The sequence below is a fragment of the Kitasatospora sp. NPDC028055 genome (assembly GCF_040637885.1).
In the GTDB taxonomy this organism is placed as follows: domain Bacteria; phylum Actinomycetota; class Actinomycetes; order Streptomycetales; family Streptomycetaceae; genus Kitasatospora.
On sequence record NZ_JBEZXE010000001.1, the window covers coordinates 679,343 to 703,804 of the forward strand.

Annotated in this window: 22 protein-coding genes and 1 tRNA gene; 7 read left to right on the plus strand and 16 right to left on the minus strand. The window is 73.2% G+C overall.

Annotation, left to right across the window (positions count from 1 at the left end; translation table 11 throughout):
* Positions 1-521 precede the first annotated feature (521 nt).
* Together AB0F71_RS03335 and AB0F71_RS03340 are read left to right on the plus strand one after the other, a co-directional pair.
* Positions 522-1,973: a PP2C family protein-serine/threonine phosphatase gene (locus AB0F71_RS03335; protein WP_360227311.1), complete on the plus strand. Its 1,452-nt coding sequence runs from the start codon at positions 522-524 to the stop codon at positions 1,971-1,973.
* A 124-nt stretch (positions 1,974-2,097) separates the two neighbouring features.
* On the plus strand, positions 2,098-3,597 hold the full coding sequence (locus AB0F71_RS03340; RefSeq protein WP_360227314.1) for an aminopeptidase P family protein: 1,500 nt from the start codon (positions 2,098-2,100) through the stop codon (positions 3,595-3,597).
* A 106-nt stretch (positions 3,598-3,703) separates the two neighbouring features.
* Here the strand turns inward: AB0F71_RS03340 and AB0F71_RS03345 are convergent, their stop codons facing one another.
* Together AB0F71_RS03345 and AB0F71_RS03350 are read right to left on the minus strand one after the other, a co-directional pair.
* Complete coding sequence (locus AB0F71_RS03345) at positions 3,704-5,143, minus strand: hypothetical protein (protein WP_360227317.1); 1,440 nt, start codon at positions 5,141-5,143, stop codon at positions 3,704-3,706.
* The gene (locus tag AB0F71_RS03350) at positions 5,140-5,742 is read right to left on the minus strand and encodes a SigE family RNA polymerase sigma factor (protein ID WP_360227320.1); all 603 of its coding nucleotides are present in this window, start codon (positions 5,740-5,742) and stop codon (positions 5,140-5,142) included. The genes AB0F71_RS03345 and AB0F71_RS03350 overlap by 4 nt, the downstream gene beginning before the upstream one ends.
* Positions 5,743-6,109: 367 nt before the next feature.
* Here AB0F71_RS03350 and AB0F71_RS03355 point away from each other — a divergent pair, with 367 nt between their 5' ends.
* On the plus strand, positions 6,110-7,249 hold the full coding sequence (locus AB0F71_RS03355) for a helix-turn-helix domain-containing protein (protein WP_360227323.1): 1,140 nt from the start codon (positions 6,110-6,112) through the stop codon (positions 7,247-7,249).
* A 47-nt stretch (positions 7,250-7,296) separates the two neighbouring features.
* Here AB0F71_RS03355 and AB0F71_RS03360 read toward each other — a convergent pair whose 3' ends face one another.
* The 7 genes from AB0F71_RS03360 to AB0F71_RS03390 all read right to left on the minus strand — a co-directional run bounded on the left by AB0F71_RS03360 (position 7,297) and on the right by AB0F71_RS03390 (position 14,041).
* Positions 7,297-8,073: a MerR family transcriptional regulator gene (locus AB0F71_RS03360; protein ID WP_360227326.1), complete on the minus strand. Its 777-nt coding sequence runs from the start codon at positions 8,071-8,073 to the stop codon at positions 7,297-7,299.
* Positions 8,074-8,152: 79 nt separating this feature from the next.
* Positions 8,153-9,379: a hypothetical protein gene (locus tag AB0F71_RS03365; RefSeq protein WP_360227329.1), complete on the minus strand. Its 1,227-nt coding sequence runs from the start codon at positions 9,377-9,379 to the stop codon at positions 8,153-8,155.
* Positions 9,380-9,582: 203 nt separating this feature from the next.
* Positions 9,583-10,722, minus strand: coding sequence for an LPXTG cell wall anchor domain-containing protein (locus tag AB0F71_RS03370; RefSeq protein WP_360227332.1), 1,140 nt, complete (start codon positions 10,720-10,722; stop codon positions 9,583-9,585).
* 406 nt (positions 10,723-11,128) lie between these two features.
* Complete coding sequence (locus AB0F71_RS03375) at positions 11,129-11,707, minus strand: NAD(P)H-dependent oxidoreductase (protein ID WP_360227335.1); 579 nt, start codon at positions 11,705-11,707, stop codon at positions 11,129-11,131.
* A gap of 152 nt (positions 11,708-11,859) precedes the next feature.
* On the minus strand, positions 11,860-12,807 hold the full coding sequence (locus AB0F71_RS03380; protein ID WP_360227716.1) for an NAD(P)-dependent oxidoreductase: 948 nt from the start codon (positions 12,805-12,807) through the stop codon (positions 11,860-11,862).
* A gap of 55 nt (positions 12,808-12,862) precedes the next feature.
* Positions 12,863-13,285, minus strand: coding sequence for a hypothetical protein (locus AB0F71_RS03385; protein WP_360227338.1), 423 nt, complete (start codon positions 13,283-13,285; stop codon positions 12,863-12,865).
* A gap of 195 nt (positions 13,286-13,480) precedes the next feature.
* Complete coding sequence (locus AB0F71_RS03390; protein ID WP_360227341.1) at positions 13,481-14,041, minus strand: heme-binding protein; 561 nt, start codon at positions 14,039-14,041, stop codon at positions 13,481-13,483.
* Positions 14,042-14,445: 404 nt separating this feature from the next.
* Between AB0F71_RS03390 and AB0F71_RS03395 the strand changes: the two genes are divergently transcribed.
* Together AB0F71_RS03395 and AB0F71_RS03400 are read left to right on the plus strand one after the other, a co-directional pair.
* On the plus strand, positions 14,446-15,678 hold the full coding sequence (locus tag AB0F71_RS03395) for a sensor histidine kinase (RefSeq protein ID WP_360227344.1): 1,233 nt from the start codon (positions 14,446-14,448) through the stop codon (positions 15,676-15,678).
* Positions 15,675-16,343, plus strand: a complete 669-nt coding sequence (locus tag AB0F71_RS03400) for a response regulator transcription factor (RefSeq protein WP_360227347.1) — start codon at positions 15,675-15,677, stop codon at positions 16,341-16,343. The genes AB0F71_RS03395 and AB0F71_RS03400 overlap by 4 nt, the downstream gene beginning before the upstream one ends.
* Positions 16,344-16,833: 490 nt before the next feature.
* Here AB0F71_RS03400 and AB0F71_RS03405 read toward each other — a convergent pair whose 3' ends face one another.
* The 5 genes from AB0F71_RS03405 to AB0F71_RS03425 form a co-directional block, all read right to left on the minus strand.
* Positions 16,834-17,331, minus strand: coding sequence for a hypothetical protein (locus tag AB0F71_RS03405; protein WP_360227350.1), 498 nt, complete (start codon positions 17,329-17,331; stop codon positions 16,834-16,836).
* A gap of 1,170 nt (positions 17,332-18,501) precedes the next feature.
* Positions 18,502-18,846 carry a DUF6086 family protein gene (locus tag AB0F71_RS03410; protein WP_360227352.1) on the minus strand — a complete coding sequence of 115 codons (345 nt, stop codon included), beginning with the start codon at positions 18,844-18,846 and terminating at the stop codon, positions 18,502-18,504.
* 14 nt (positions 18,847-18,860) lie between these two features.
* Positions 18,861-20,069: a putative T7SS-secreted protein gene (locus tag AB0F71_RS03415; protein WP_360227355.1), complete on the minus strand. Its 1,209-nt coding sequence runs from the start codon at positions 20,067-20,069 to the stop codon at positions 18,861-18,863.
* Positions 20,069-20,326 (minus strand): hypothetical protein, encoded by a 258-nt coding sequence (locus AB0F71_RS03420; RefSeq protein ID WP_360227358.1) that lies wholly within the window; start codon positions 20,324-20,326, stop codon positions 20,069-20,071. The genes AB0F71_RS03415 and AB0F71_RS03420 overlap by 1 nt, the downstream gene beginning before the upstream one ends.
* Positions 20,327-20,863: 537 nt before the next feature.
* Positions 20,864-20,937, minus strand: a tRNA-Gly gene (locus AB0F71_RS03425).
* Between the two features lie 278 nt (positions 20,938-21,215).
* Between AB0F71_RS03425 and AB0F71_RS03430 the strand changes: the two genes are divergently transcribed.
* Together AB0F71_RS03430 and dcd are read left to right on the plus strand one after the other, a co-directional pair.
* A complete protein-coding gene (locus AB0F71_RS03430) occupies positions 21,216-21,437 on the plus strand; it encodes a hypothetical protein (RefSeq protein ID WP_360227361.1) in 222 nt (73 codons plus the stop codon).
* 70 nt (positions 21,438-21,507) lie between these two features.
* Positions 21,508-22,083 (plus strand): dCTP deaminase, encoded by a 576-nt coding sequence (gene dcd, locus AB0F71_RS03435; protein ID WP_360227364.1) that lies wholly within the window; start codon positions 21,508-21,510, stop codon positions 22,081-22,083.
* A gap of 137 nt (positions 22,084-22,220) precedes the next feature.
* On the opposite strand, the gene AB0F71_RS03440 is transcribed toward dcd, so the two are convergent.
* Together AB0F71_RS03440 and AB0F71_RS03445 are read right to left on the minus strand one after the other, a co-directional pair.
* Positions 22,221-23,111, minus strand: a complete 891-nt coding sequence (locus AB0F71_RS03440; RefSeq protein WP_360227367.1) for a metal-dependent hydrolase — start codon at positions 23,109-23,111, stop codon at positions 22,221-22,223.
* A 133-nt stretch (positions 23,112-23,244) separates the two neighbouring features.
* The gene (locus AB0F71_RS03445; RefSeq protein WP_360227370.1) at positions 23,245-24,207 is read right to left on the minus strand and encodes a Yip1 family protein; all 963 of its coding nucleotides are present in this window, start codon (positions 24,205-24,207) and stop codon (positions 23,245-23,247) included.
* Positions 24,208-24,462 lie beyond the last annotated feature (255 nt).

Sequence of the window (24,462 nt, forward strand, 5' to 3'; positions counted from 1 at the left end):
GCGCGGAGCGGGGCGGGCGGCACGGCGGACGGCGCGGCTACGACGTGGAGCACGGTGTGGAGCACGACATGAGAAGGGCCGCGCACTGGAACAGCCCCTGGAACGAGAATCCCGTATGCGACCGGATGGACGCCGCCCGGGCGCGCTTGGTTCCACCGTACGAGTGAGAGACTTCCGGCCAGCCCGGATCGCGGGCGGCGCGGACATACGATCCGGACGGCCACCCGGTCCGTCCCCTCCGTTCTGCCCGCTCCCGGCTCGCTCCATGCCTCCGGCTCCGACCGGCGCGCCGCACCCGGTGCGCGCCCTCCGGCCGGGTCCCGCGGACGTGGAACCGGCCACCGCGTCGTCCTGGATCTGGACATGCCCCGAATGGCCTGTGTAGAAGTGGTGGCATTGCTGTCGATCAATGACGAGTAGTAGCGAATCGAGGCGAAACGCGTCCTTTGGCCGTGCTCGCTCCACATCGGCCGTACCTGGGGGTTTCGCATGGCACGTAGCACCGCGTCAGGAGTGGCGGCATGACCAAGTCCCACGCGTCGGCCGCCCAGCCGTCGACCCCGCCCGCAGAGCCGGGTGAGACCGGCTGTGCGGGCGGGCTCACCGTCCTCGACCCGCCGCCGGACCTGCCCGGCCCCGCCGACGCGCCGGACGGCGGCACCGACGGCCCTACGGCACCGTCCACCACCGTGCAGGACCGTTTGGCCGGACGCCTGTCCGAAATCACCAGCCTGTACGAGCACACCGAGCGGCTCGCCCGCGCCCGCGGCACCACCGCCACCCTGGACGCCGTGCTCGCCTCCGGCGCCGCGCTGCTCGGCGCCGGCCGCGGCGTCCTGGTCACCCTGCTGCCGGGTGGCGGCACCGGCCAGCCCGTCGGCCTCGGCCTGGACCGGGCCAGCCTCGGCGCCCTGGAGACCGTCCCGACCGAACAGAGCCTGCTCGCCCGGCTGCTGAGCGAGCACGACCGGCCCGAACAGCTGCACTCCGCCGACCTCGCCGACGACCCGGCCGTCGGCGCCCGGCTGCGCGAACTCGCCGTCCACCTCGGCCTCGGCGGCGCCTACGGCCTCCCGCTCGCCACCGCCGAGGACGGCCCGCTCGCCGCCGCCGTCTGGTTCTACGACCGACCCGCCCAGCCCACCGACTGCCAGCGCGAACTCGCCCGCCACTACTGCGAGATCGCCGCCCCGCTGCTCGCCAAGCAGCTGGAGGCGGACCGCACCCTGCGCACCACCGAGGCGCTGCGCCGCGGCCTGCTGCCGGACCACCTCCCGCAGACCCCCGGGCTGCGGCTGGCCGCCCGGATCGCCCCGGCCGGCCTGGACCGCTCCAGCGGCAGCGACTGGTACGACGCCATCCCGCTGCCGGACGGCACCGTCGGCCTCACCGTCGGCTCGGTCTCCGGCGACGGCCCCGGCGCGGGCCCCGGCTCCGCCCCCGGCGCGGCCGCCGCGATGGGCCGGATCCGCGCCGCGCTGCGGGCGTACGCGGTGCTGGAGGGCGAGGACCCGGTCTCCGTCCTCGGCGACCTGGAACTGCTGCTCAAGACCACCGAGCCGACCCGCACCGCCACCGCCGTCTACGCCTGGATCGAACCCGAGGAGCGCCGGATCACCCTGGCCGGGGCCGGGCACTGCCCGCCCGTCCTGGTCGGCCGGCACGGCGCCGAGTTCGTGGAGACCTCGCTCTCCGCCCCGCTCGGCATGCTGGCCTGCTGGGAGGCCCCCGGGGTCGAGTTCACCGCCGGGCGCGGCGACACCCTGCTGCTCTACACCGAGGGCCTGGCCCGCCGCTGCGGCCCGACCCTGCACGCCGGACAGGCCAACCTGCGCCGGGCCGCCGCCGACGCCCCGCGCGACGTGCGGATCGACCCGGACCGGCTCTGCGCCCACCTGCTGGCCGTCTGCCCCGCCCCGGACGCCGCCCCGGCCACCGACGACCTGATGCTGCTGGCCGCGCGCTTCGAGTAGGCGTACGAACCCCGGACCGGCGAGCGGCCGGGCGTCCGTACCATGGACGCACGGCCGCCCGCGCGTGTCGCGACCCGACACCTCCCCCGAGGGCGGCGGTACCACCCCCAAGGAGGCGTTGCACGTGACCGAGGACCGGACCCCCGCAGTGGCCGAGAACCCCGAGGCCGAGGGCGGCGAGGAGCCGCCGCAGTTCAAGGGCCGCAAGAACGGCCTCTACGGCGAGATCTCGGACGAGCTGTCCGCCTCGATGAGGACCGGCTGGGCCGACACCGAGCTGCACGGCCTCACCCCGGTCGCCCAGGCCCCGTACGCCGCCGCGCGCCGCGCCGCGCTGTCCGCCGCCCACCCGGGCGTCCGCCTGGTCGTCCCGGCCGGCAACCTGCGGGTGCGCTCCAACGACACCGACTACAACTTCCGCGCCGCCAGCGAGTACGTGCACCTCACCGGCGACCGGACCGAGGACGCGGTGCTGGTCGGCGAGCCGACCGGCGACACCGGCCACGAGTTCACCCTCTACCTGCTGCCCCGCTCGGACCGCGAGAACGGCGAGTTCTGGCTGGACGGCTACGGCGAGCTGTGGGTCGGCCGCCGGCACAGCCTGGCCGAGCAGGAGCAGCTGCTCGGCCTGCCCGCCCGCGACGTCCGCAAGGCCGCCGAGGAGCTGGCCGAGCGCGCCAAGGACTCCACCGTGCCGACCCGGATCGTCCGCGGCTACGACGCCGGCCTGGAGGCCGCGCTCGCCGAGGTGCTGGACGCCGACAAGGACGCCGAGTTCAAGGAGTTCCTGAGCGGCCTGCGGCTGGTCAAGGACGAGTGGGAGATCGGCGAGCTGCGCGCCGCCTGCGACGCCACCGTCAACGGCTTCACCGACGTGGTGCGCGAGCTCGGGCAGGCCGTCGCCACCTCCGAGCGCTGGATCGAGGGCACCTTCTGGCGCCGCGCCCGGGTCGAGGGCAACGACGTCGGCTACGGCACCATCGCCGCGGCCGGCCCGCACGCCACCACCCTGCACTGGGTCCGCAACGACGGTGACGTCCGCCCCGGCGAGCTGCTGCTGCTGGACGCCGGCGTGGAGACCCACACCCTCTACACCGCCGACGTCACCCGCACCCTGCCGATCAACGGCTCCTTCACCGAGCTGCAGCGGAAGATCTACGACGCGGTGTACGACGCCCAGGAGGCCGGCATCGCCGCGGTCAGGCCGGGCGCCCGCTTCCGCGACTTCCACGAGGCCTCGCAGCGCGTCCTCGCCGAGCGGCTGCTCGCCTGGGGCCTGCTGGACGCCTCGGTGTACGACGTCGAGAAGGTCCTGGAGCTCGGCCTGCAGCGCCGCTGGACCCTGCACGGCACCGGCCACATGCTCGGTCTGGACGTCCACGACTGCGCCCACTCGCGGCGCGAGGAGCACGTCGACGCCCTGCTGGTGCCCGGCATGGTGCTCACCGTCGAGCCCGGCCTGTACTTCCAGCAGGACGACCTGACCGTGCCCGAGGAGTACCGCGGCATCGGCGTCCGGATCGAGGACGACATCCTGGTCACCGCCGAGGGCAACGAGAACCTCTCGGCCGGGCTGCCGCGCCGCAGCGACGAGGTCGAGGCCTGGATGGCCTCGCTGGCCTGAGCCTGAGCCCCGGGCCCGAGCACGGGCACGGGCACGCGCACACCGGAGGGCCCGGTCTCCCCGCCACGGGGAGGCCGGGCCCTCCGTGCTCCTGCTACTGCTACCGCTACTGGACGATCCTGAGCGCGATGTCCTGGTGTCCGAGCACGGTCTGGTCGCCGCTGCCGCGGTACGGCAGCAGGGCCTGCGCCCTCAGCGGCATGTCCCCGGTGCCGTCCTTGGGCCCGATCGTCAGCCGGTAGGTCAGCCGCTTGCTCTGCCCAGGGCCCAGCGAGAAGACGTCCTGGTCCTGCGCCACCGCGTAGGACATGTCGCTCCCCCGGGACATCGCCCGGGCCGACCAGCCGCCGTCCGTCTGCACCTCCAGCTTGCCGTCGTTGGGCAGCAGCTGGCCGGCCGTGGTCGGCGTGCCCCCGTAGCGGTCCGTGAAGACCAGCGGCTGGACCTGGTCGTAGGTGCCCTGCCCGGTGTTCCGGAAGGTCACCGAGAAGGTGGCGACCGCGCTGCCGATCCGCAACTGCTGGCCGGAGCCGAGCCCGTCGATGCTGACCGCGAGGTCGTTCGGGCCGGGCCCCGCCGCCACCGGGGCCTGGTGGCCGCTCGGGCCCAGGCTGTTGACGATGGACGCCAGCCCGGGCTGGTAGTCGGACTTGAGCCCCTGCGCCGAGACGAAGACCTGGTCCTTGGGCAGGGCCCACAGCTGGGTCGTGAAGGAGTCGCTGCCGCAGGTGACCTGCCACTGCGACCTGAGCGCGGGACTCCCCGCAACGGTGACCGTGCTCTTCGTCGGACCGGAGCTGTTCATCTCCCCCGCCGCCGGCGGGTGCGGGTTGCCCCAGACCGGGCAACTGCCCTGGTGCGCCCAGCCGGCCGGGGCGTCCAGGTCGGCGGTCGTCGGCCAGGCACCGCCCTCGAGTTCGCCCGCCGAGCTGTAGACCGTGACCTGGACGCCGTACGGCGCGCACACGGCCGACGACCAGTTCCGTTGCGGATCGGTCGGCGCGCCCGGGCTCAGCAGGCAGAGCGCCCGGTCCGAGAGCGGCACCGCCTTCCAGCCGGCCGGCACCTTCAACCTGACGCCGCGGAAGGTGTACGGCGTACCCGGCCCGGTCGGCACGCCCGAGCCGGAGGAGGACGGGACGGCGTCGGCGAGCGGCCGGTCCGTGGCGGGACCGCCGGTCGTGGTGGCGGTCCCGTCGGGGGTGGGCGACGCGTCCGGGGTGGGGGTCGCGTCCGGCTTGGGGGTCGGGGACGAGGTGATGCTCGCGGCCGGGGGCGGGGGGACGTCCTGCTTGGCGACCGGGTCGCCGTGGAAGGCGAGCAGGCCGATCCCCAGGGAGGCGGCCAGGGCGAGGATCGGCACGGCGGTCAGGTACACCGGGCGGAGCCTGCGGACCCGGCCCCGCGGAGGTGCGGCCGGGCGCAGGTCGTGGACGGTGATCAGGGACGCACGGGCGCCCATCGCCTCGCGGAGCAGCCGTTCGGTAGCGGTCTCGGCCGGCCCGCCGTCGTCACCGCCGCTCGGGCGGGAGAACTTGTCGGTCATCGAACCTTCTCCAGGTGCTTCTCCAGGGCGTCCAGGCCCCGGCTGGCAGTGGACTTCACGGCGCCCCGGGAGAGCCCCAGGGTCTCGGCTATCTGGGCCTCCGACATGTCGGACCAGTAGCGCAGCACCAGCACCTCACGCTGGCGGGGGGTCAACTCCTGCAGGGCGACGAGCACCCGTCGGTGCTCGTCGTTGAGCACCGCGTGGTCCTCGGCGGAGGGGGCGTCGGCCTCGTGCGGGGGCACGTACTCCCGGGCGGTCCTGCGGCGGCGCAGCATCGAGCGGGCGCCGTTGACCACCGAGGTCCGCAGGTATCCGAGCGCGTTGTCGAGGTCGTCCAGGTGCTCGCCGTGCCGCTGGTAGAGCTGGGTGAAGGCCTCCTGCACGACGTCCTCGGCCAGGTCCTGGTGGTCGACCAGCAGGACCGCCATCCGGACCAGGCCCAGCCGGTGGGCGTGGTACAGGTCGGTCAGCGTGGGCCGGTCCGCCGCAGGCCCGCGTCCGCCGCGCACCAGCCGGAAGCCGGCGCGGCGCTGCGCCGGCATCTGCTCCGCGGCGGGCGTGGAGGTCGGCGCGCCGGCCTCCTGCGCACCGAACAACGCGACGACCGCTCCGCGGACTCCCCGGACTCCACGTGCTCCGCGGGTTCCACGGGTTCCACAGATTCCACGGACGGAGAAGCCGCGCCCCCACCGCGGCGCGGCGGACGGGCCGATGGCCATGGACATGTGCGGTTCTGCTTTCCCCCAGGACGGTGTGGCGGCGTGCTCGCCCGACCGTCAGGCACCTGATGAAGATCGTGATCGGGGAGATCCTCGCAGCCGTGTTCCGCCCGGATCCCTCCGCCCCCGTATTGATGGACGTGTGGCACGGGTGGAGGTTGCAGGGGGATTCGCGGGAAGTTCCCGGAGGGCCGCGACGACTACACTCACCGGCAGTTCCGCCACCCGTGAGCAGGGGGTTCGCATGGCCGAGCAGATCGCCGGACAGGTCGCCGAGCAGGTCGCCCAGCAGGTTGCCGAGGATGTCGTCGCGGATGTCGTCGCGGATGTCGCCGAGGAGTTCGCCGCGGACCGGCCCGCCCGGCCGCGGCCGGTGGCCGTCGCCATCGGCCGCCGCCCGGAGCCCGTGCACGACCTCGCGGTGTACGCCTTCGAGGGCATGGCACCGTTCGAACTCGGCGTGGTGGTGGAGGTGTTCGGGCTGGCCCGGCCCGAGCTGGGCGGGCTGCTGGCCGCGCCCTGGTACGGACTCAAGGTGTGCGCGGACCGCCCGGGTACGCCCCTGGACGCGGTGGGCGGCTTCGCGCTGACCGCCCGGCACGGCCTGGACGAACTCGCCGCGGCCGACACCGTCATCGTCCCCGGCGTACGCAACGCCTTCGGCGGCGAGGTCTCCCCCGGCCTGGTCGAGGCGCTGCGGACGGCGCACGAACGCGGCGCCCGGATCGTCTCGATCTGCTCGGGCGCCTTCGCGCTGGCCGCCGCCGGACTGCTGGACGGCAAGGAGGCGACCACCCACTGGCGGTACGCCGACCTGCTCCAGCAGCGGTACCCGCGGGTGCGGGTCAACCCGGACGTGCTGTACGTCGACCACGGCGACGTGTTGACCAGCGCGGGCAGCGCCGCCGGGATCGACCTGTGCCTGCACCTGGTGCGCCGGGACCACGGCGCCAAGGTGGCCAACAACGTGGCCCGCCGCTTCGTGGTGGCGCCGCACCGGGACGGCGGGCAGGCGCAGTTCATCGAGGCCGCGGTCCGTCCGGTCGAGGAGGACGAGGACGGGATCGCCCGCAGCATGCAGTGGGCGCTGGACCACCTGGCCGAGCCGCTCACCGTCTCGGTGCTGGCCCGGGCCGCCCGGATGTCGGACCGCTCGTACCTGCGGCACTTCACCGCCCGCAACGGCACCAGCCCGATGCGCTGGGTCGTCACCCAGCGCATCGCGGCCAGTCTGACGCTGCTGGAGTCGCCGGAGGGCACGGTGGAGGAGGTCGCCGCGGCGGTCGGCTTCGAGAGCACCGCGACCTTCCGCCACCACTTCGGCCGGGTGATGCGCACCTCACCGACCGCCTACCGGCGCTCCTTCGGACGCGGGGTCGCCTAGCGGGGGCACGCAGCGAACCCCCGCGCCGCTGCGCGCCCCCCGTACCGCTACGCCTTCTCGTGCCGGTCGGCGTTGGCGACGATGGCGTCGTGCAGCCACTGCGCCAGGCCGGGGGCCAGCTCCTCGTAGGTGGTGGTCCAGCGCTGGTCCTCGACGTACAGGCAGGCGAGGCCGCGGTGGATGGTGAACGTGCAGTCGTAGAAGTTCCGGCAGATGTGCTGCCGGTGCTCCTCGGCGAGGTCCATGGCCGCGGTGCCGTCGGCGGGCTCGCCGGCGGTGACGGCCGCGGCCAGGCGGGCGTTGAGCCCGCTCGTCTCCTCCTGGATCCGCTGCCAGTCGGCCTTGGTGTAGCCGCCGGTGCGGCGCTGGGACTCGGCCCAGGCCTCGGTGTTCCCCCAGCGCTGCTCGGCCTCCTGCTCCCACTCCTCCTGGTAGCCCTCGCCGAAGATCTCGAACTTCTCCTCCGGGGTCAGCTGAATGCCCATCCTGCGTGCCTCCATGGCGTGTTCGACGGCTGAGGCGAGTTCCTGGAGGTGACTGATCCGGTCGGTCAGCAGTCGGTGCTGACGCCGGAGGTGCTCGGTCGGGCTGACCGAGTCGTCGTCCAGGATCGCCGCGATCTCCTCCAGGGCGAATCCGAGCTCGCGGTAGAACAGGATCTGCTGCAACCGGTCGAGGTCGGCGTCCACGTACCGGCGGTAGCCGGCCCGGGTGCGTCCCGCGGGGGACAGCAGTCCGATCTCGTCGTAGTGGTGCAGGGTGCGGACGGTCACCTTGGCGATCTTCGCCACGGCGCCGACCGGGTAACCCGCGTCCCCGTTCATCCGGAGCTCCTCCCTGGTGGTGACCACCACCCTCCGCTCTCACGTCGCGTGAGGGTCAAGCCGTGTTTCCCGGGAGGCCTCAGGCGTCGACCAGCTCCCGCTCGCGCCGCCGGGCGGCGCGCCGGCGGCCCTCCCCGCCGTCCTGCGCCGGCGGCCGGGGCCGGCGGGACTGCTGGGTGGGCCAGAACAGCACGTACGCGGCGGAGACCACCACGAAGGCGAGCCGGACGAAGCCGCGGGCCGCGTCGGACGGCAGGAACAGTGTGCCGCCGTACAGCGCGGCCAGCGCGATCCAGCTCCACCACGGGACCAGCCGCTTCTGCCCGACCGCGTCCCAGAGCAGGGTGCCGAGCAGGATCGAGGCCGTGTAGTACGTGTAGACGCTCGGGTCGAGCAGGATGCGGGCGTCCGCCCCGAGCAGCACCACGGCCGGCCAGCGCCCCCGCCAGACGGCCACGCAGCCGAGGCCGATGCCGAGCGCGAACTGGGTCGGGCGGTCCCACCAGGGGGTGGCCGGGTCGGTGACCCCGAACCAGCGCAGCGCGGAGGCGGGCTGGTTCGGGATGGTGAACTTGGCCGCCGCCAGGGTGTCCAGGTTGCCCAGGTAGAACGGCAGCCAGGCGATCGCGACCAGCAGGCAGAACCAGAGCGCGGTGCGCAGCCAGGCGGGCCGGGGCAGGGCCAGGATCAGCGGGGCGAAGGCGATCGCCCAGGGTTTGGAATCGACCGCCAGGGCCAGGAAGACCCCGGTCTGGACGGACTTGCCGCGGGCCAGGGCGTGCGCGGCGAGGGTGGTGAAGAACAGCGCGAGGACGTCGTCCAGGTGCGCGAAGCGGACCGAGACCTCGACCCACATCGGGATGAACGCCAGCCCGGCGATCAGCAGCCGCTGCTGGAGCCGACGGTGGTTGGTACCGGTGCCGAGGTAGTACAGGGCGGCGGTGCGGCCGACCAGCACCAGCATCACCAGGCCGAGCCCGGCGCTCGCCGCCTCGGCGATCAGCTGGCCGGCGTGCGGCGAGAACGGGGCGGTGAGCCGGGCGGCGGCCAGGCTGACCGGGCCGATCTGCAGCTCGGGGTGGTGGGCGTAGAGCGAGAGGCCGCCGTCGGGCTGGCTGCTGAACAGCAGTTGTTCGCCCTGGCGCAGGTAGTGCCAGGAGAAGCCGCCGCTGGGCTCCACCAGGAAGAACCAGAGCACCGTCCACGCCGTCAGCAGCACGTGGTGCCGGCGGAGCGGTAGACCCGCGATCCGACCGGTCGTGGCTTCGTAGTCGGTGGTGGCCCGTGCCGTGCGATCTCCCCGCACCTGTACCTCTCCCCGCCGTTCCGCCCCCTCCGGCCGGACATCCTATGTGACGGAGGAGAACAGCCCGTTCCGCCCGGCGCCGCCGCCCATTGGGGAGCGGCGGCGCCGCGCCGGCGGGGACGGAGGTCCGTCCCCGCCGGCGGTCGGGCGGCAGTGGGCTCCCTCAGCGGAGCCCTCCGGGTCGGGCCCGGGGCGGGCCCGGATCAGCCCTGCTGGCCGGCCTTGCGGCGGCGGAGCACGACGAGGGTGCCGACACCGGCGACCAGGACGGCGCCACCGGCGGCCGCGATCATGGTGGTGTTGTCACCGCCACCGGTGGTGGCGAGGGTCTTGTCCGCGTCGGCGGCGGCCGTCTTGGCCTTGGTGACGACGGCCGGGGTGATCTTCGGCGGGGTGACCTTCGGGACGTCCACCGGGAAGTCGATCGGCTGCTGCACGTCGGTGCTGCCGGCGGTCGGGGCCGGGGTGGTGGTCGCGCCGGAGTCGGTCGGCGAGGCCGACGGCGAGGCGGTGCCGGTGGCCGGGGTGGTCGGCGCGGGGGTGGTCGGGGCCGAGGTGGTCGGCGCCGGGGTGGTCGGCGCCGGAGTGGTCGGCGCCGGGGTGGTCGGGGCCGTGGTGGGGGTCCCCGTCGTCGTGGCCGAGGGCGACGCGCTGGTGCTCGGGGTCGGCTTGCCGGTCTTGGTGGGGGTGGGGGTCGGGGTGGGCTTGCCACCGCCACCGGCCTTGATGGTGAAGCCGGCGCCCTTGATCCCCTCGCAGCTGAAGTGGCCGTTGTCGGACTCGTCGTCGGCGTTGGCCGAGAAGACCACCGGGACGACGCCGGCCTTGCCCAGCGGGGTGTCCTTGGTGAAGGAGACCCGGACGTCGATGTCGATCCGCTTGCCCTGGGCGAGGTAGAGCAGCGCGTCGTCGGCGGGACCGCCGTCGTTCACGCCGCCGAGCAGGATCAGCACCGCGCTGTCGTCGCCGTCACCGCCGCCGGGCGCGATCGAGCCGGTCCGCCAGGTGCCGCTGCCGGGCAGCTGGTACTCGACCTTGAGGTCCTTGGCCTTGAGCGTGCCGGCCTTGTTCTTGAACTTGAGGAGCGGGAAGGCGACGAAGTCGTTCTTCGTCGAGTTCTGGATCCGGTAGGAGAAGACGCGGGCGTCACCGCCGGCGACGAAGGTGTCCGGGACTCCCCGCACCGAGAGGTCGAGGTTCTGGTGCTTCGCCTGCGCGGCCTGAGCGGCGGCGGACGGGGTGCCGGTGGAGCCGACGGCCATGGCGCCCTGGGCGCCGGTGAGCACCAGCGAGGACGTGAGCGCGGCGACGCCGGCCAGGGCAAGACTGCGACGTATGGACAAGGAGACCTCACGGAAGTGTCCGGGCGAGGCCCGGGCGCGAGGGGGCGGCCACAGACGCCGCTACTCCCCCGCGAAGCTGAAAGTCCGACGGAGAGTACCGAACGATTCGGCCACTTCGGAAGGCGGGTGCCCGGTTCCGTCGTACGGCCGGGCCCGGGGCGTCCGAATCGCCCAACTCCGTCCGCCGGTAGGGCTTTTGCACTCCGGCAAAGGGCGGCCGCAAAGTGACGGGTACACGCCCGGGAGGACGGTAGCGCACGGACCCGGGTGGCGCGAATGCATCGGTCCGTGGCGGGGGCCGGGGCGGGACTCTTGGCGGCGGGGCCCGTAGCGGCGGTCGGGGTCGGGTCGCGTCGGGCGACGTCAGGTGGCGTCAGGTGGCCGACCCCGGCCGTCGTCGATCGGGTCAGCCCGCGAAGAAGGACTTGGCCGCGATCAGCGCCCGCTCGTCGCGCAGGACGTCCCCCGGGCGGGTGCCGTTGCCGATCAGCGCGCCGCCCCAGCGCATCCCCATGTACTCGGCGGTCAGCTTGAGGGTGCCGATCAGCGGCTGGACGTGCTCCTCGGTGCCGGCCAGCACGGTGACGTCCCACAGCGTGCCCCCGCGCATCCCGTCCCGGAAGTCCACCCCGGGCACCCGGAACCAGGCCGACCAGTAGTCGAGGTAGAGCTTGGCGCTGGTCGGCATCGTGTACCAGTACAGCGGTGAAACGAGGACCAGGTCGGTGGCCGCCAAGGTGGCCTCCAGCAGCGTCCGTTCGTGCCCGACCGGCTCCGGGTAGCGGCCGTCACCGGTGTGCCGCAGGTCCTGGAAGGGCGGCAGCGGGTGGTCGTCGAGCCGCAGCCACTGCTGCTCGGCGCCCTCGGGCAGGCTCGACTCGGCGGCCAGCCGGGCGAGTTGTGCGGTGTTGCCGTCGACGCGCGAGCTCGCGTCCAGGAACAGGAAACGGCGCGGCGCCCCGGCGCCGGACGGCTGGTCGGTCATCGGTACTCCCCCTGATCAGGTGCTGTGGACACCCGAACGAGCACCGGCGGACCGCCGGGTATTCCACCGCCCGCCCCGCTCGTCCCGGCTCCGACTCCGGGGCGGGAGCGGAAGCGGGGACGGGCGGGAGTCGAGGCGGGGGCGGCGGTCGGTCAGTCCGGCAGCCCGGCCCGGCGGCGGGCGACCTCGGCGACGGCCGCCCAGTCCTTCTCGCCGTCGCCGTGCGCCAGCGCGTCCAGGAAGGCGTCCCGCAGGATGCCACCGAAGGGCAGCGGGACGTGCTTCGCCGCCCCGGCCTCCAGGGCCAGGCCGACGTCCTTGAGCCCGAGCGGCAGCCGGAACCCGGCCGGCTCGTAGCGGCGTTCGGCCACCATCGAGCCGTATCCGGAGTAGACCGGCCCGGGGAAGAGCGTGCCGCTGAGCATCTCGACCAGGTCGGTGGGCCGGACCCCGTGGGCCTCGGCCAGGCTGCACGCCTCGGCCATCGACTCGATCGCGCAGGCCAGCAGGAAGTTGGTGCTGATCTTGGCCGTGTTGGCCTGCGCCGGGCGGTCGCCGAAGTGCCAGCTGCGCTCGCCCATCGCGGCGAACAGGGGCTCGGCCCGGTCCAGCAGTTCGGGTGCGCCCGCGACCAGGATGTTGAGCTTCCCCGCCGCCGCGACCGGCGGGCGGCCGAGGACGGGCGCGGCGACGTAGCCGATGCCGTGCTCGGCGTGCAGTGCCTCGGCCCGCTCGGCCAGGGCGAGCGAGACGGTGGCCATGTTGACGTGCAGGGTCGCCTTCGCGCCCGCCAGCAGCCCGGGGTCGAGCAGCAGCCCTTCGACCGCCTGGTCGTTGGCCAGCATCGAGACCACCGTGTCGGCGGCGAACACCTCGGCGAGCGAGCCGGCCGCCTCGGCGCCCTGGGCCACCAGGGCGGCCACCGGCTCGGGCGAGCGGTTCCACACCCGTACGGCGTGACCGGCGCGCAGCAGGCTGCCGGCCATGCCCTGCCCCATCGCGCCCAGCCCCACGAAACCGACCGTCGCCCCGCTCATCCGCGCACTCCGTTCGCCGCCGTCACCCGTACCTCGGTCCGTCCGGAAGCGACTGTACGTCAGGGGAGTTCGGTGGGCCGGGGACGTCCGGGCCGGGGACGCCGCGCCGGCCGGGCGGCTACGCGACCCGGGCCGGGCGGCGGAGACGGCCGGCGGAGGCGCCGCGCTCCAGCTCGGTGACCACGCGGTGGCGCAGCAGCTCGTACTGGGCCTGGAGCCGACCGGGGCGGGCCGGGCGGGCGACCGGACGGCCGGGGCCGACCAACTCGCCCGGGCCGAACTGCTCCCGGGTGAGGTCGATCTCGAAGCCGGTGGCGAAGCGGTTCCACCAGTGGAGGTCCGTCCGGACCCCGTCGACGTGCACCTCGCCCATCATCAGCTCGCCGCCGAGCAGGTCGTGCACCACCATGGCCGTCACACCGCACTGGCCGCGGGCGGGATTGTCGGGACGCCAGCGGGCCTGGTCCTCGGGCGCGCAGGTGTCGACACCCCAGGAGGAGCGGATCGCACGTTCGATGTCGTTGAGGGTCCACGCCGTCATACCGGGAAGCCTGCCACGCGGCACTGACAACGACACCGGCTTTTCAAAGGGTCACCGCCTGTTCTGCGGCGACCCTCCCCTTGTTCACCCGAACGAGTTCCACCGCGGGCCGTCGGCCGGGAGCACGGCGGGTGCCGGGTACGGGAGTTCGCCCGGCCGGTCGGCCCCGGCGGCGGGCCGGCCGGCCGGGGCGGGTCACTTCGCCAGGGCCGCCACGCCGGCCTGCGCGAACTGCTCGTCCAGGTCCCCGCTGGGCGCGCCCGCGACACCGATGCCGGCGACCGGAGCGCCCTTGGACTGCACCGGGGCGCCGCCCGCCAGGAACAGCGTGCCGGGGATGTCCTTGAGGTTCGGGGCCTGGGCCAGGCGCTTGGCCAGTTCCGAGGTCGGGGCGTTCCAGGAGACCGCCGTGAAGGCCTTGCGCTCGGCCGACTCCGGGGCCTGCGGGCCGGCGCCGTCGCCCTTGAGCAGCACGCGGGTGACGCCGTCCCGGTCGACCACGGCGACGGAGACGTGCTGGCCGGCCTTGGTCGCCGCGTCCAGGGCGGCCTGGGCGGCGCGGGTGGCGGCGTCGATGGTCAGGCCGGTGCTCTGGGCGAGGTTCTTGTTCTGGGTGTCGGCCTTCACCGCGGCGGGGGCGGCCGGGGTCTCGGTGGTCTCGGCGCTGGCCGAGACGGCGCCGACACCGGCGGCGGCGAGTGCGGCGACGGCGACGGTGCCGGTCAGCACCCGGGTGCGCACGGAGGTCTTCTTCATGGTCCAGCTCCTCAACTCAACGGGACGGCGGGGCCGCGGGGTCCACAGGGTCCACGGGGCCCGCGGCGGGTTCGGGCCGGGCGGCGGGGGGGCCGCCCGGCTCTGCTCCGATCCTCCGGCCGGAACCGGGCGCGCGGCATCGACGGTCCGGCGCGACCGTCCGGTCATGATGGGGGACGCCGGTGTCAACCGATCGGCTGATGCGGGACCGGGCCGGACGGGTCAGCATCGAGGGAACGGCGCAGGTCGGCGCAGGTCGGCGCACCGGGCGCCGGTCCTCACCGCTCCGCCCGACACTGCTCGGCCGTCGGCCCTCGGCCGGGCCCTGAGCACCGTCGGCCGAGCCCCAGCCGCACCGTCGGCCGAGCCCCGTCCGGAGCCCGTACGTAGCCCCAGGAGCCCCCGTGCAGCAGCCCCGCCCGTCCGCCGGTCCGCCCCCGCGCGGGCTCGACGCCGGCGACCCGGACGCCGGACGGCTGGCGCTGCTGCTGGACTCCGCCTTCCTGCTGCTGCTCGCCGCCGCGCTCAGCCGCTACCTCACCCACCACGCCGGGAGCCCCCGGATCCCCTGGGTGATCGGGCTGAGCGCCGCCCTGGCCGTCGCCCAGCCGGCCGCCTCCTGGTTCGACCACCGCCGTCCGACCCCGCCGGGCCGGCCGCGCCGGTGGCCGCTGGCGCTGGTGGTCGCGCTCTGGGTGGTGCTGGTGCTGCTCGCGCCGAGCTTCGCCTGGTGCGCCGTCCCGCTGATCTACACCGGCCTGCGGGCACTGCCCGCGAAGGCCGCGATCCCGCTGGTCGCGGCCCTGACGCTGCTCGTGGTGATCGCCGAGGTCCGGCTGCCCGGCACCACGGACGCCACCCTCGTCCTGCTGCCGCCCGCGGTGGCCGCGCTGGCCACCGGGGTGTTCCTGTTCATGGCCCGGCAGGCCGCCCGGCAGCGCGCGCTGATCGCCGACCTGGTCCGCACCCGGCGCGAACTCGCCGCCACCGAACGGCGCGAGGGCACGCTCGCCGAGCGCGAGCGGCTGGCGATGGAGATCCACGACACCCTGGCGCAGGGCCTGTCCAGCCAGCAGATGCTGTTGCAGGCCGCCGACCGCACCTGGGACGCCGACCCGGCGACCGCCCGTACCCATGTCCGCACCGCCGCCGAGGTGGCCGCCCGCAACCTCGCCGAGGCCCGCCGCTTCGTCCATGACCTCGCCCCGGCCGAACTCGCCGACGGCGGGACCCTGGACCGCGCGCTGCGGGCGCTGGCCGAACGGGAGTCCGCGGAGAGCGGGCTGCCGGTCCGCTTCCACCTGGACGGCGCGCCCGTCCCGCTGCCGGCGGCCGTGCAGTCCGCGCTGCTGCGGATCGCCCAGGGCGCGCTGGCCAACGTCCGGGAGCACGCCGGGGCCTCGGCGGCCGCGATCACCCTGTCCTTCCTGGGCGACCAGGCCGTGCTGGACGTCGCCGACGACGGGCAGGGCTTCGACCCGGCGGCGGGCGGGCACCGCGCGACCCGCGGCACCCGCGGGTACGGCCTGCCGGCCATGCGCGCCCGGCTGCGGCAGCTGGGTGGCACGCTGACCGTGGAGAGCACCCCCGGCGAGGGCACCGTCGTCTCCGCCGCTATCCCCCTGGAGCACCGATGACCGCAGCGCGCACCCCGTCGAGCGACGCACCGGACGGCTCCGCCGCCGTCCGGCTGCTGGTCTGCGACGACCACGCGGTGGTCCGGGCCGGCCTGCTGGCGCTGCTCGCCAGCGCGGGCGACATCGAGGTGGTCGGCGAGGCGAGCACCGGGGAGGAGGCCGTCGCGCTGGCGGCCGGACTGGCCCCGCAGGTCGTGCTGATGGACCTCCAGCTCGGCGAGGGCATCGACGGCGTGGAGGCCACCCGGCGGATCACCGCCGCCCCGGGCGGGCCGCACGTCCTGGTCCTCACCACGTACGACACCGACGCCGACATCACCCGGGCCATCGCGGCCGGGGCCACCGGCTACCTGTTGAAGGCCGAGCGGCCGGAGGAGCTGTTCGCCGCCGTCCACGCGGCCGCCCGGGGCCGGACGGTGCTCTCCCCGCCGGTCGCCTCCCGGGTGATGGCGCAGATGCGGGCGCCCGCGCCGCAGCTCACCGAGCGCGAGCAGGACATCCTCGAACAGCTGGCGCGGGGGCTGGGCAACCGGGAGATCGCCCGGGCGCTGTTCATCAGCGAGGCTACGGTGAAGACCCACCTCGGCCGGATCTACGACAAGTTGGGCGTGGACACCCGGGCGGGCGCGGTGGCGGTGGCCAAGGAGCGCCGACTGCTGCGCTGACCGCGCCCCGGCCCCGCCTGCCCCGGCGAGCCCGCCGGACCCACCCCTCCACTGCGCTGGGCACTCGCGCGGTGTCACTCCGTGCTGTCATGATGCATGGAATGTCGGCTTCCAGGCCGCGCGCTCCTCGCGTCCCGGGCGGGCGGTACGGCCTCGGGGCCGGCCGCGGGCACCCCTGACGAGGTCACAACTGCCTGGTGGGACGCCCATCACACCGACCCGACCACATCGCCACGATTGTGGATTTTTCGTGGATCTCACTATTGACAAACCAACCACGCGGTTTGTTAGCGTGAGAACACGACGTCCCCGGGGGTGGGGACTCGCCGGGTCTGTGCGGACGCTCTCGCCGGAGGGTGGTGCCAGGGGGGAACGGCGAGGCTGCCGGGGTGTCGGGGGGAGCGGCAGCGCCGAAGCCGCGCGACGTGGCGGCGTGGAGCGGGTCCGGGGGGACTCGCTCCACGCCTCCCCCGTAACCCGCCCCCACCCGTCACACCAGCGCGCTCCAGTACGCGCAGTGCACGTACGGCAGCGGAGCCGGATCGGGCTCACCCGCTCCCGGCAGTTCGGGCACCCGCTCCGAGCGGGCCACCCCGAGCAGGCTCGCGGTCACTCGGATCTCACCGAACTCACCGAAGCACAGCACCAGTTGGGAACCGTCCCGAGTCGTCGCGGCGACCCCGGGCCGGTCCCGCCCGGCGTTCAACGAGGTGATCGTCCACCCCCGCCGCCGCCACAGCCGCTCCACCGTGCCCGCCAGCTCCGCCCGCCGGCCCGGCGACACGACGGTCAACAGGTCCCGCCCCCGGGTCACGTACCAGAGCACCTCGGGCCCGCGCCGCCCCGGCGCCGCCAACCGCACCCCCGCCCGGGGCACCGCCTCCTGCCACGCCGGCACCGGCCGGAGGGCCTCCACGGTCTCCCGCAGCAGCTCCTCGCACCGCTCCCCGGCGTCGAGTTGATCGACCGTCACATCCGGGGCCAACACCGGCCACCAGTCTGGCACGGCCACCGCACCAGCGCGGAAACCGTCCGGGCACCCCAGGTTCAGCTCGGCACCACCTGACTGCACAGGGCCCTCCGTACTCCCCCCGGCGTTCAACCCGGGCAGGCATTCCGTCACTCCTTGGACGACACCCGGGCACGGACAGTTCCCCCGCCCGGGCCCCACCGCACCCCACCACCGGGCGCGGCCCACCCCCCACCCCACCCCAGCACGCCCCCGCCCCGCCCGCCCCCAAAACGCCGAAAGCCGCAGGTCAGATGACCTGCGGCTCTCGGTACGGAGCGGGCGACGAGAATCGAACTCGCGCTCTAAGCTTGGGAATCCTTGGACTTCCGGACCACAAAAGGCTCCTGACCTGCATCGATACGGGCGCGCCACCAGCCCTTCGGATGCGCTGCGCCGACCGCTGCCGTTCGTCCTTCACCGCCCCTTCTGGCGCGGATCTGGCACGCGCCGCAACCGCACCAGAAGGATCCCGGCAGATCGAATACAGGTTCGATCAATGTCGCCCGACAGGTACAGACTTCGCTGGCGCCCGCTCGGAGGATGGTGCTGGGGAGATCAGCCCGCCATCCTTTCGAGGTCTGTCGTGTTGGGAGCCATCGCCGAGTGGAGTGTCCTCCTGATCTGGGGCGTCTCGCTTGTGGGCGTCCTACTAGAGAGGGCGCGAGTGGTCTTGGAAAGGGCCACCGGTGTCGTTCGCGCTTGGCGTGAACTACGTCGGGAAGTGCAGCCGCCCGCCGCCGACACGGACCGGCGAACGGCTGATCCATGACGCATTCGCCCAGACGGCTACCCGCATGGCAGGGCTTGCCCAGCGTCTCGGAGCCCGGCAACGCCGTGGCACCAGGCAACAGCCGGTTCAGGCCGTAGAGTGCCAGACCGCACGGCGAACGGCGAGAATGAGACGACCGTCTGACCGTCGCACGCCGGTGGGGTGCGAGGTAGGCCATGACCACCTGGGACTGCACAGTCGCCGAACTGCGGACACCTGCGCAGCGCCGTGTGCTGCGGCGCCCGGTACGACCGCTCCTGGCACCGCAGCACACTCATCCGCGTTCCCGGTATCGACCCATCCGGTGGAACTGGCCGACGAGTGCCCGCGGCAGAGAGACATAGCCGAGGGCGCTCCCGCGACCGGTCCGGTCCCGTTCAGCGCGGCATCGACCTCGCGTGCTCCTGGCGCAACTGGGCCCAGGCCGCGACCTGGTCCGGCTCACCAGACGGAAGCTGCCCGCCGGCCCGCTCGACCAGAACCGACGCCGTAGCGATGAACCCCACCGTGAGCGATCGGAGGATCGGGTGGGTCGCCTCGTGGTACCGCCGCACGAGTTCGGCGACAAAGGCCTCCAGGACCGGGATATCGAGTTCGCACTCGTCCTCGATGATCTCACCGATTCCCGAATGCAGCCCGAAAGCAGATGCCACCGCCGCCGCCTCTCCGGTGAACAACCTGGCCACCGTGTTCGACGGATCCCACACGATCTCGTCCCCCACCTGGAAAGTACAACTCACTGCGCCCACCTAACTGATACATCCACGCCCGGATTGGCGGCTTTCCAATCCTCGACAGCTTGTTCAACCGCAGCCCTGAACTGGGGTGTTGCTCCCGGCTCCGTGAAGTCCATTCCGAGTGGGGCATTCTCGTAACCCTCAAGATAGGGACGAGCGCGGACATAGGAGTCGAGCTTCTTGACAACATTCTTCTGCACCCACTTCTGGGGGTCCATCCGCGGGTCCTGGCCAGTGGCCGTCTTCTCCTCCCAGAGGGTCCCGTTCTCCACCCGATCGATATCGGTGATCGTATCCGAAAGATCAGATGGATTGTCGACAACGTAGTTGGTGTCACCCTCCCGAGGGGGCCGGACGCGATTCGAGACAGGCTCGCCGCCGGTCTCTCCACCGCCACCGCCACCGCCGCCGTCGGAGTTCATGTTGACCCGATCTGGACCAGCCGCGTCATGCATGATCGTGTTCAGACCAACGCCGGCCATCCCGAGACCGCCGGTGATGGCCACGGCTGAGATGACGTTGACCGGCACGCCCAGCACCGCCCCGATACCAGTGACGTCGAGGGCGAAGCCGCCGATCTCGCCGCCCGCGCCGAGCACGGCCAGGCCGAGCCCACCTGCCAGCTGGAGCACAGCACCCGGGTCATGCACCATGGCGTTGCCCACCGACGCGAGGTCGCCAAGAACCACCTCTCCGGCTTTCTCGACGAAATGTCCGGCATCGGAGAAGAACCCACCAATGTCGTCGCCCAGGCGGGACCAGAAGCCCGGCTTGGGCGGCGCCAGGTCACGGGCCTTCCCAACTTTGGAAGCTGCACTGTCACCAGCAGATGACAGCTGTTCTCTGGCACCGCGCAGCGTTTCACCCGCGGCTGCCTTGTCGCCGGAGTTCCACTGACTGACCGCTGTAGCTGCCTGGGCCTGTGCCCACACCAGAGTCGAGACATAGCTCTTGAGTGCGTCTGCAGCATCGTGAAATGCGTCGCCAGCCTGGAGCCACTTTCCCGGCTGCCCATGGAATGCGTGGCGGAAGGCGTCTCCGGCGTCTCCACGCCAGCCGTCAACCGTGTCGATCCGTTGGAGTCCGGCTCCTGCCTGATGCAGGTGGTCTCCATAGGAACGCAGTTCGGCCTCGGTCGCGTAGATCGCCGCCGGATTTCCGGGGACCAACGACTTCGGATCGCTCGTGGTCCCGAGTTCGGCCGCCATCAGCGCGCTCCGGGATCGGCCCCGGGAGCGGTCACCATGTTGCCGCTCTGCACGACATGCTGGTGTGCGTCCTGCTCAGCCTTGGTGTACGCATTCACACTGAGCGTCAGCCGACTTCTGATCTCCTTGCCATCCTTGGCAAGGTTGTCCACACCACGATTCCATCGACTCAGGAAATCGGACAGCGTGCTCGCCAGGTGGCCATGCCCGATCGCCGACGAGTCGTGGGGTATGTCGGCGACCTTCCGCTGGCTCACCTGCTCGAGAGTGCCATTCACGCCTGCGGCCGCCTCCCTTAACGCACCCAGATCTACCGAGTAACCGTCTTGCACCGCATCCCCCTTGCACCCTGCCGACATCACATCCCGCCCGGGCCGCTGTGGAACCCACCGCGGCGACCTATCCCATCCTGCGATGGGATGATCGAATCTTCTATCGATCAACTGCCAAATAGAGGTCAAGAGTTGTGAATCAGCACACCGATCAGGACAGCAGCGGTCGGCAGCAAGCCGCGCCCCCACCTTCACGGGGCACACAGCCTCGACGACTCGGCTCGCCACGGTGACAGTCGCTTCTCCCGAGCAGAGGATCGCCGCCAGCCCGGCTCACTGCCGCTAGCGCCTCCATCGCCCCGAGAGCCGCCCTGCGGCTCGGCCCTCCAGGCGCGCAGCGATCGGAAGAGGCGTGACTTCAAAGATCACCCAGCCGCGTTCGGGCACGGATCTGGCACGGGCGGAGTCGGATTGGTCTAGACAACGCGAAAGGCCCAGGTCGTTGACCTGGGCCTTTACTGCTGGAGCGGGCGACGAGAATCGAACTCGCGCTCTAAGCTTGGGAAGCTCATGTTCTACCATTAAACTACGCCCGCCTGATGAGCCGTCAGAGACTGCTCATTCCAGTGTCACTGTACCCCATCCGCGACAGTGGTTGCACGGCCGGTCCCGGGCCGTGGCGGAGCCCGGTGGGGGCGGGCCGGGGGCGTACTGTTTGGGCCGCGTGCCAGTGCCCCGGTGGGTGTGGGGTCGGGGCGGCGAGCCACGGTGTGGAATGTCCGGAACATCCCCTAATGTGACGCTGTCCCGGGGCCAGGCCGCCGGGGCGCGATGAGTACGGGTGAGTACTGGGTTAGGGATGGGAAGGGGATCGATGGAGCAGCGCGCCGTCGTTCGTTGTGCCGAGGGGCACCTGTTCAGCACCACCACGTTCCCGATGCAGAACCTCGGTCCCGGGCGGCTCGGGCCCGGGCGGTTGATCCGCTGTCCGCAGTGCGGACGGCTCCGGAGCTCGGTGCTGGCCGACGTGCGGGAGCTGTCGACGGCCCAACTGGCTCGGGCGATGCGGTTGGAGGCCGCTGAGTTCCTGGCCTGACGGCCGACGGGAGGACACGGGGCCCCGGACGGATTCGTCCGGGGCCCCGTCGTGCACGTAACCTCGAAGCGTGCTGCTCTCTGACAAGGACATCCGGACCGAAATCGACCTGGGCCGGGTCGTCATCGACCCGTTCGACCCGGCGATGATCCAGCCGTCGAGCATCGACGTGCGCCTCGACCGCTTCTTCCGCGTGTTCGAGAACCACAAGTACCCGCACATCGACCCCTCCGAGGAGCAGCCGGACCTGACCCGGCTGGTCGAACCGGACGGCGACGAGGCGTTCATCCTGCACCCGGGCGAGTTCGTGCTGGCCTCGACGTACGAGGTCATCACGCTGCCCGAGGACGTGGCCTCCCGGCTGGAGGGCAAGTCGAGCCTGGGCCGGCTGGGCCTGCTCACCCACTCCACGGCGGGCTTCATCGACCCCGGTTTCAGCGGTCACGTGACGCTGGAGCTGTCGAACGTCGCGACGCTGCCGATCAAGCTCTACCCGGGGATGAAGATCGGGCAGCTGTGCCTGTTCCGGCTCTCCTCGCCGTCCGAGCACCCGTACGGCTCCGCGCGCTACGGCTCGCGCTACCAGGGGCAGCGCGGCCCGACGCCGTCCCGCTCGTACCTGAACTTCCACCGCAGCGAGGTCTGACCGCGCCGCGGCAGAGCGCACGCACAGCGGGCGGCCACCCCCTCGACCAGGGGGGTGGCCGCCCGCGGCGTTTCCGGACGGACGGCGGGGCCGGACGGCCGGCGGTCCCCGACGGACGGCGGAGCCGCCCGGCGGTGTCAGGCCCGCTTGGGGCTGGTGACGGCGACCAGCTCGGCGCCGTCCTCGGACAGCCGCAGCTCGGTGCGCAGCTCGGCGAGCTCGCCGAGGTGGTGCAGGTGGGTGCCGCCGCAGAAGATCTGCGCGCCGCCCTCGGGCAGCTCGCAGTGCCACTGGCGGCGGGCGGTCAGCTCGGGGCCGGGGACGTCGATCCGGACCGGGGCGTCGGCCGCGACCCAGGCGGCGAGCCGGGCGTTGACGGCCTCGGTGAGGGCGGGCAGGGCGTCGGCGAGGGCGGGGAACTCCTCGGTGGCGTCGACCGTGAAGCCCTTCTTCTTGAGCGACTTGCCGAGCCGGTAGGTGTCCGTGCTGGCCTGGGTGTCCATCACCGAGCTCGCCATGGCGAGGCTGTCGAAGTCGGGGTTGCCGAAGGCGTCGGAGCGGCCCGGGTCCTTGCGCCAGCGCGGGGCGAGCGCGGCGTTGAGGGCGAGGGCGAGCAGGTGGCAGCCGCTGTGCGAGGCACTCAGGGCGGCCCGGCGCTCGGTGTCGACGGCGAGCACGGCGGTGCGGCCGACGAGGTCGCCGGGGTCGGCGGCGAGGACGTGCAGGACCAGCCAGGACCACTCCTCGTCCCCGCGCTTGACCGGGATCTCGGCGCCGACCAGCGGTGCGCCGCCGTCCGGGCCGACCGCGCCGGTGAGGCAGTCCACCACGGCCAGCTCGGTGCCGTCGACGGTGAGGGTGCCGTGGTCGGCCGGCTGGTCGGGCCAGGTGTGGTCGAGCGGGTGGAACGGGGTGGCCGCGGTCACCACCGCGTACCGGCCGTCCGCCAGCGGGTGCACCGCCAGCACGGGGGACTCTCCGGTCACCGCCCCGGCCGGGAAGCTGACGTGGGTGGTGGGGAGGGTCATGGCTGGCTCCGCTTGGTGGTCGACGAACGAGGGTGGGCGGGCCCGGGCCTTCCGGCCGGACCCGCCCACCATTCTGCCTGTCGGCCCAGCACCGGCGGCAGGGACCTTGATCACGTCGGCCGCTGCCGCCCGCTCACCCGAGCGTCGGCAGCTTGATCAGCACCAGCAGCGCGAGCAGCTGCACCGCCGCGGCGGCGGCCGCCTTGCCCCAGGGCAGGTCGTGCACCCGCCGGACCATGGTGGTCAGCAGGTACGCGCAGAGCATCCAGGTCGCCCAGCCGACCACCTGCACCACCGCACTGCCCGAGGGCAGCACCAGGTCGAGCAGCAGCCGGGGCGCGTCGGTCAGCCAGCCGATCAGCGCGGCCAGGCCGACCGTCGACTTCCACGGGCCGTCGCCGCCGAGCTGGCGGGCCAGCGCGTAGGTGACCGCGCCGAAGACGGCGCCGGCCACGGTGAAGCAGACGGCAGCGGCGAGCAGGCCGGTCAGCGCGACCGAGAAGGTGGAGTTGACGATGTCGTCGTGGGTCAGTCCGATGCCGAGGACCGCGAGCACGCCGTACAGCAGCGAGACGCTGAGGGCGGGCAGCCAGACCTGGTGGTCGCGGGTGCGGTCGAAGATGGCGGTCGGGGTGCGGAAGATGCCGACGAACAGTTCGCGCCACTGCGGCCGGGGCCCGCTGACGTGCGGGGCGGACTGGCCGCCGGCGCGGTAGACGGTGACGTTGTCCTGGCCGTACGGGGGCTGCTCCTGGCCGTACGGGGGCTGCTGCCCGTAGCCGCCGTTGTCGTCGTAGCCGTACTGGCCCTGGTCCGGGCCCTGGCCGTACGAGCCGGGCCGGCCCTGGCCCTCGTGGCCGTAGGGCGGCGGCTGCTGCCCGTACGGGGCGCCGCCCCGGTACGGGTCGCCGGCCGTCGGGAAGGCCCGGGTGTTGCCCGGCCGGTCGGCCGCGTACGGGTCGGCCGCGTAGGGGTCGTACCCGCCGCCGGCCGTGCTCCCGGGACCGCCCGCGCCGCCGCCCGGGGTGCCCGGGGCACCCGGCCCGCCGGGCGCTGCCGCCGGGTGCGCGGCCGTGAAGTACTCCGGCCCGTCCACGGGGCCGTCCGTCCGCCCGTACCCCCCGGGCGCCCCCGGCGGCGGCGGAGGCGCCGACCACCCGCCGTGCGGACGGTCGGCGCCCTGACCGCTGTCGTATCGATTACCAGCCACGCTCCGAAGGTACCCGTCCGGCCCAATGCGCGTCGGCCCCGGACGGAGCCGGGGCCGGTTTGCAGCGAGCCTGAGACGAACGGGTCCGAAAGTCGTCCGACCGGGACGCCCGGGGCCCGCTGCGGAGCCGCTAGCGCGGGG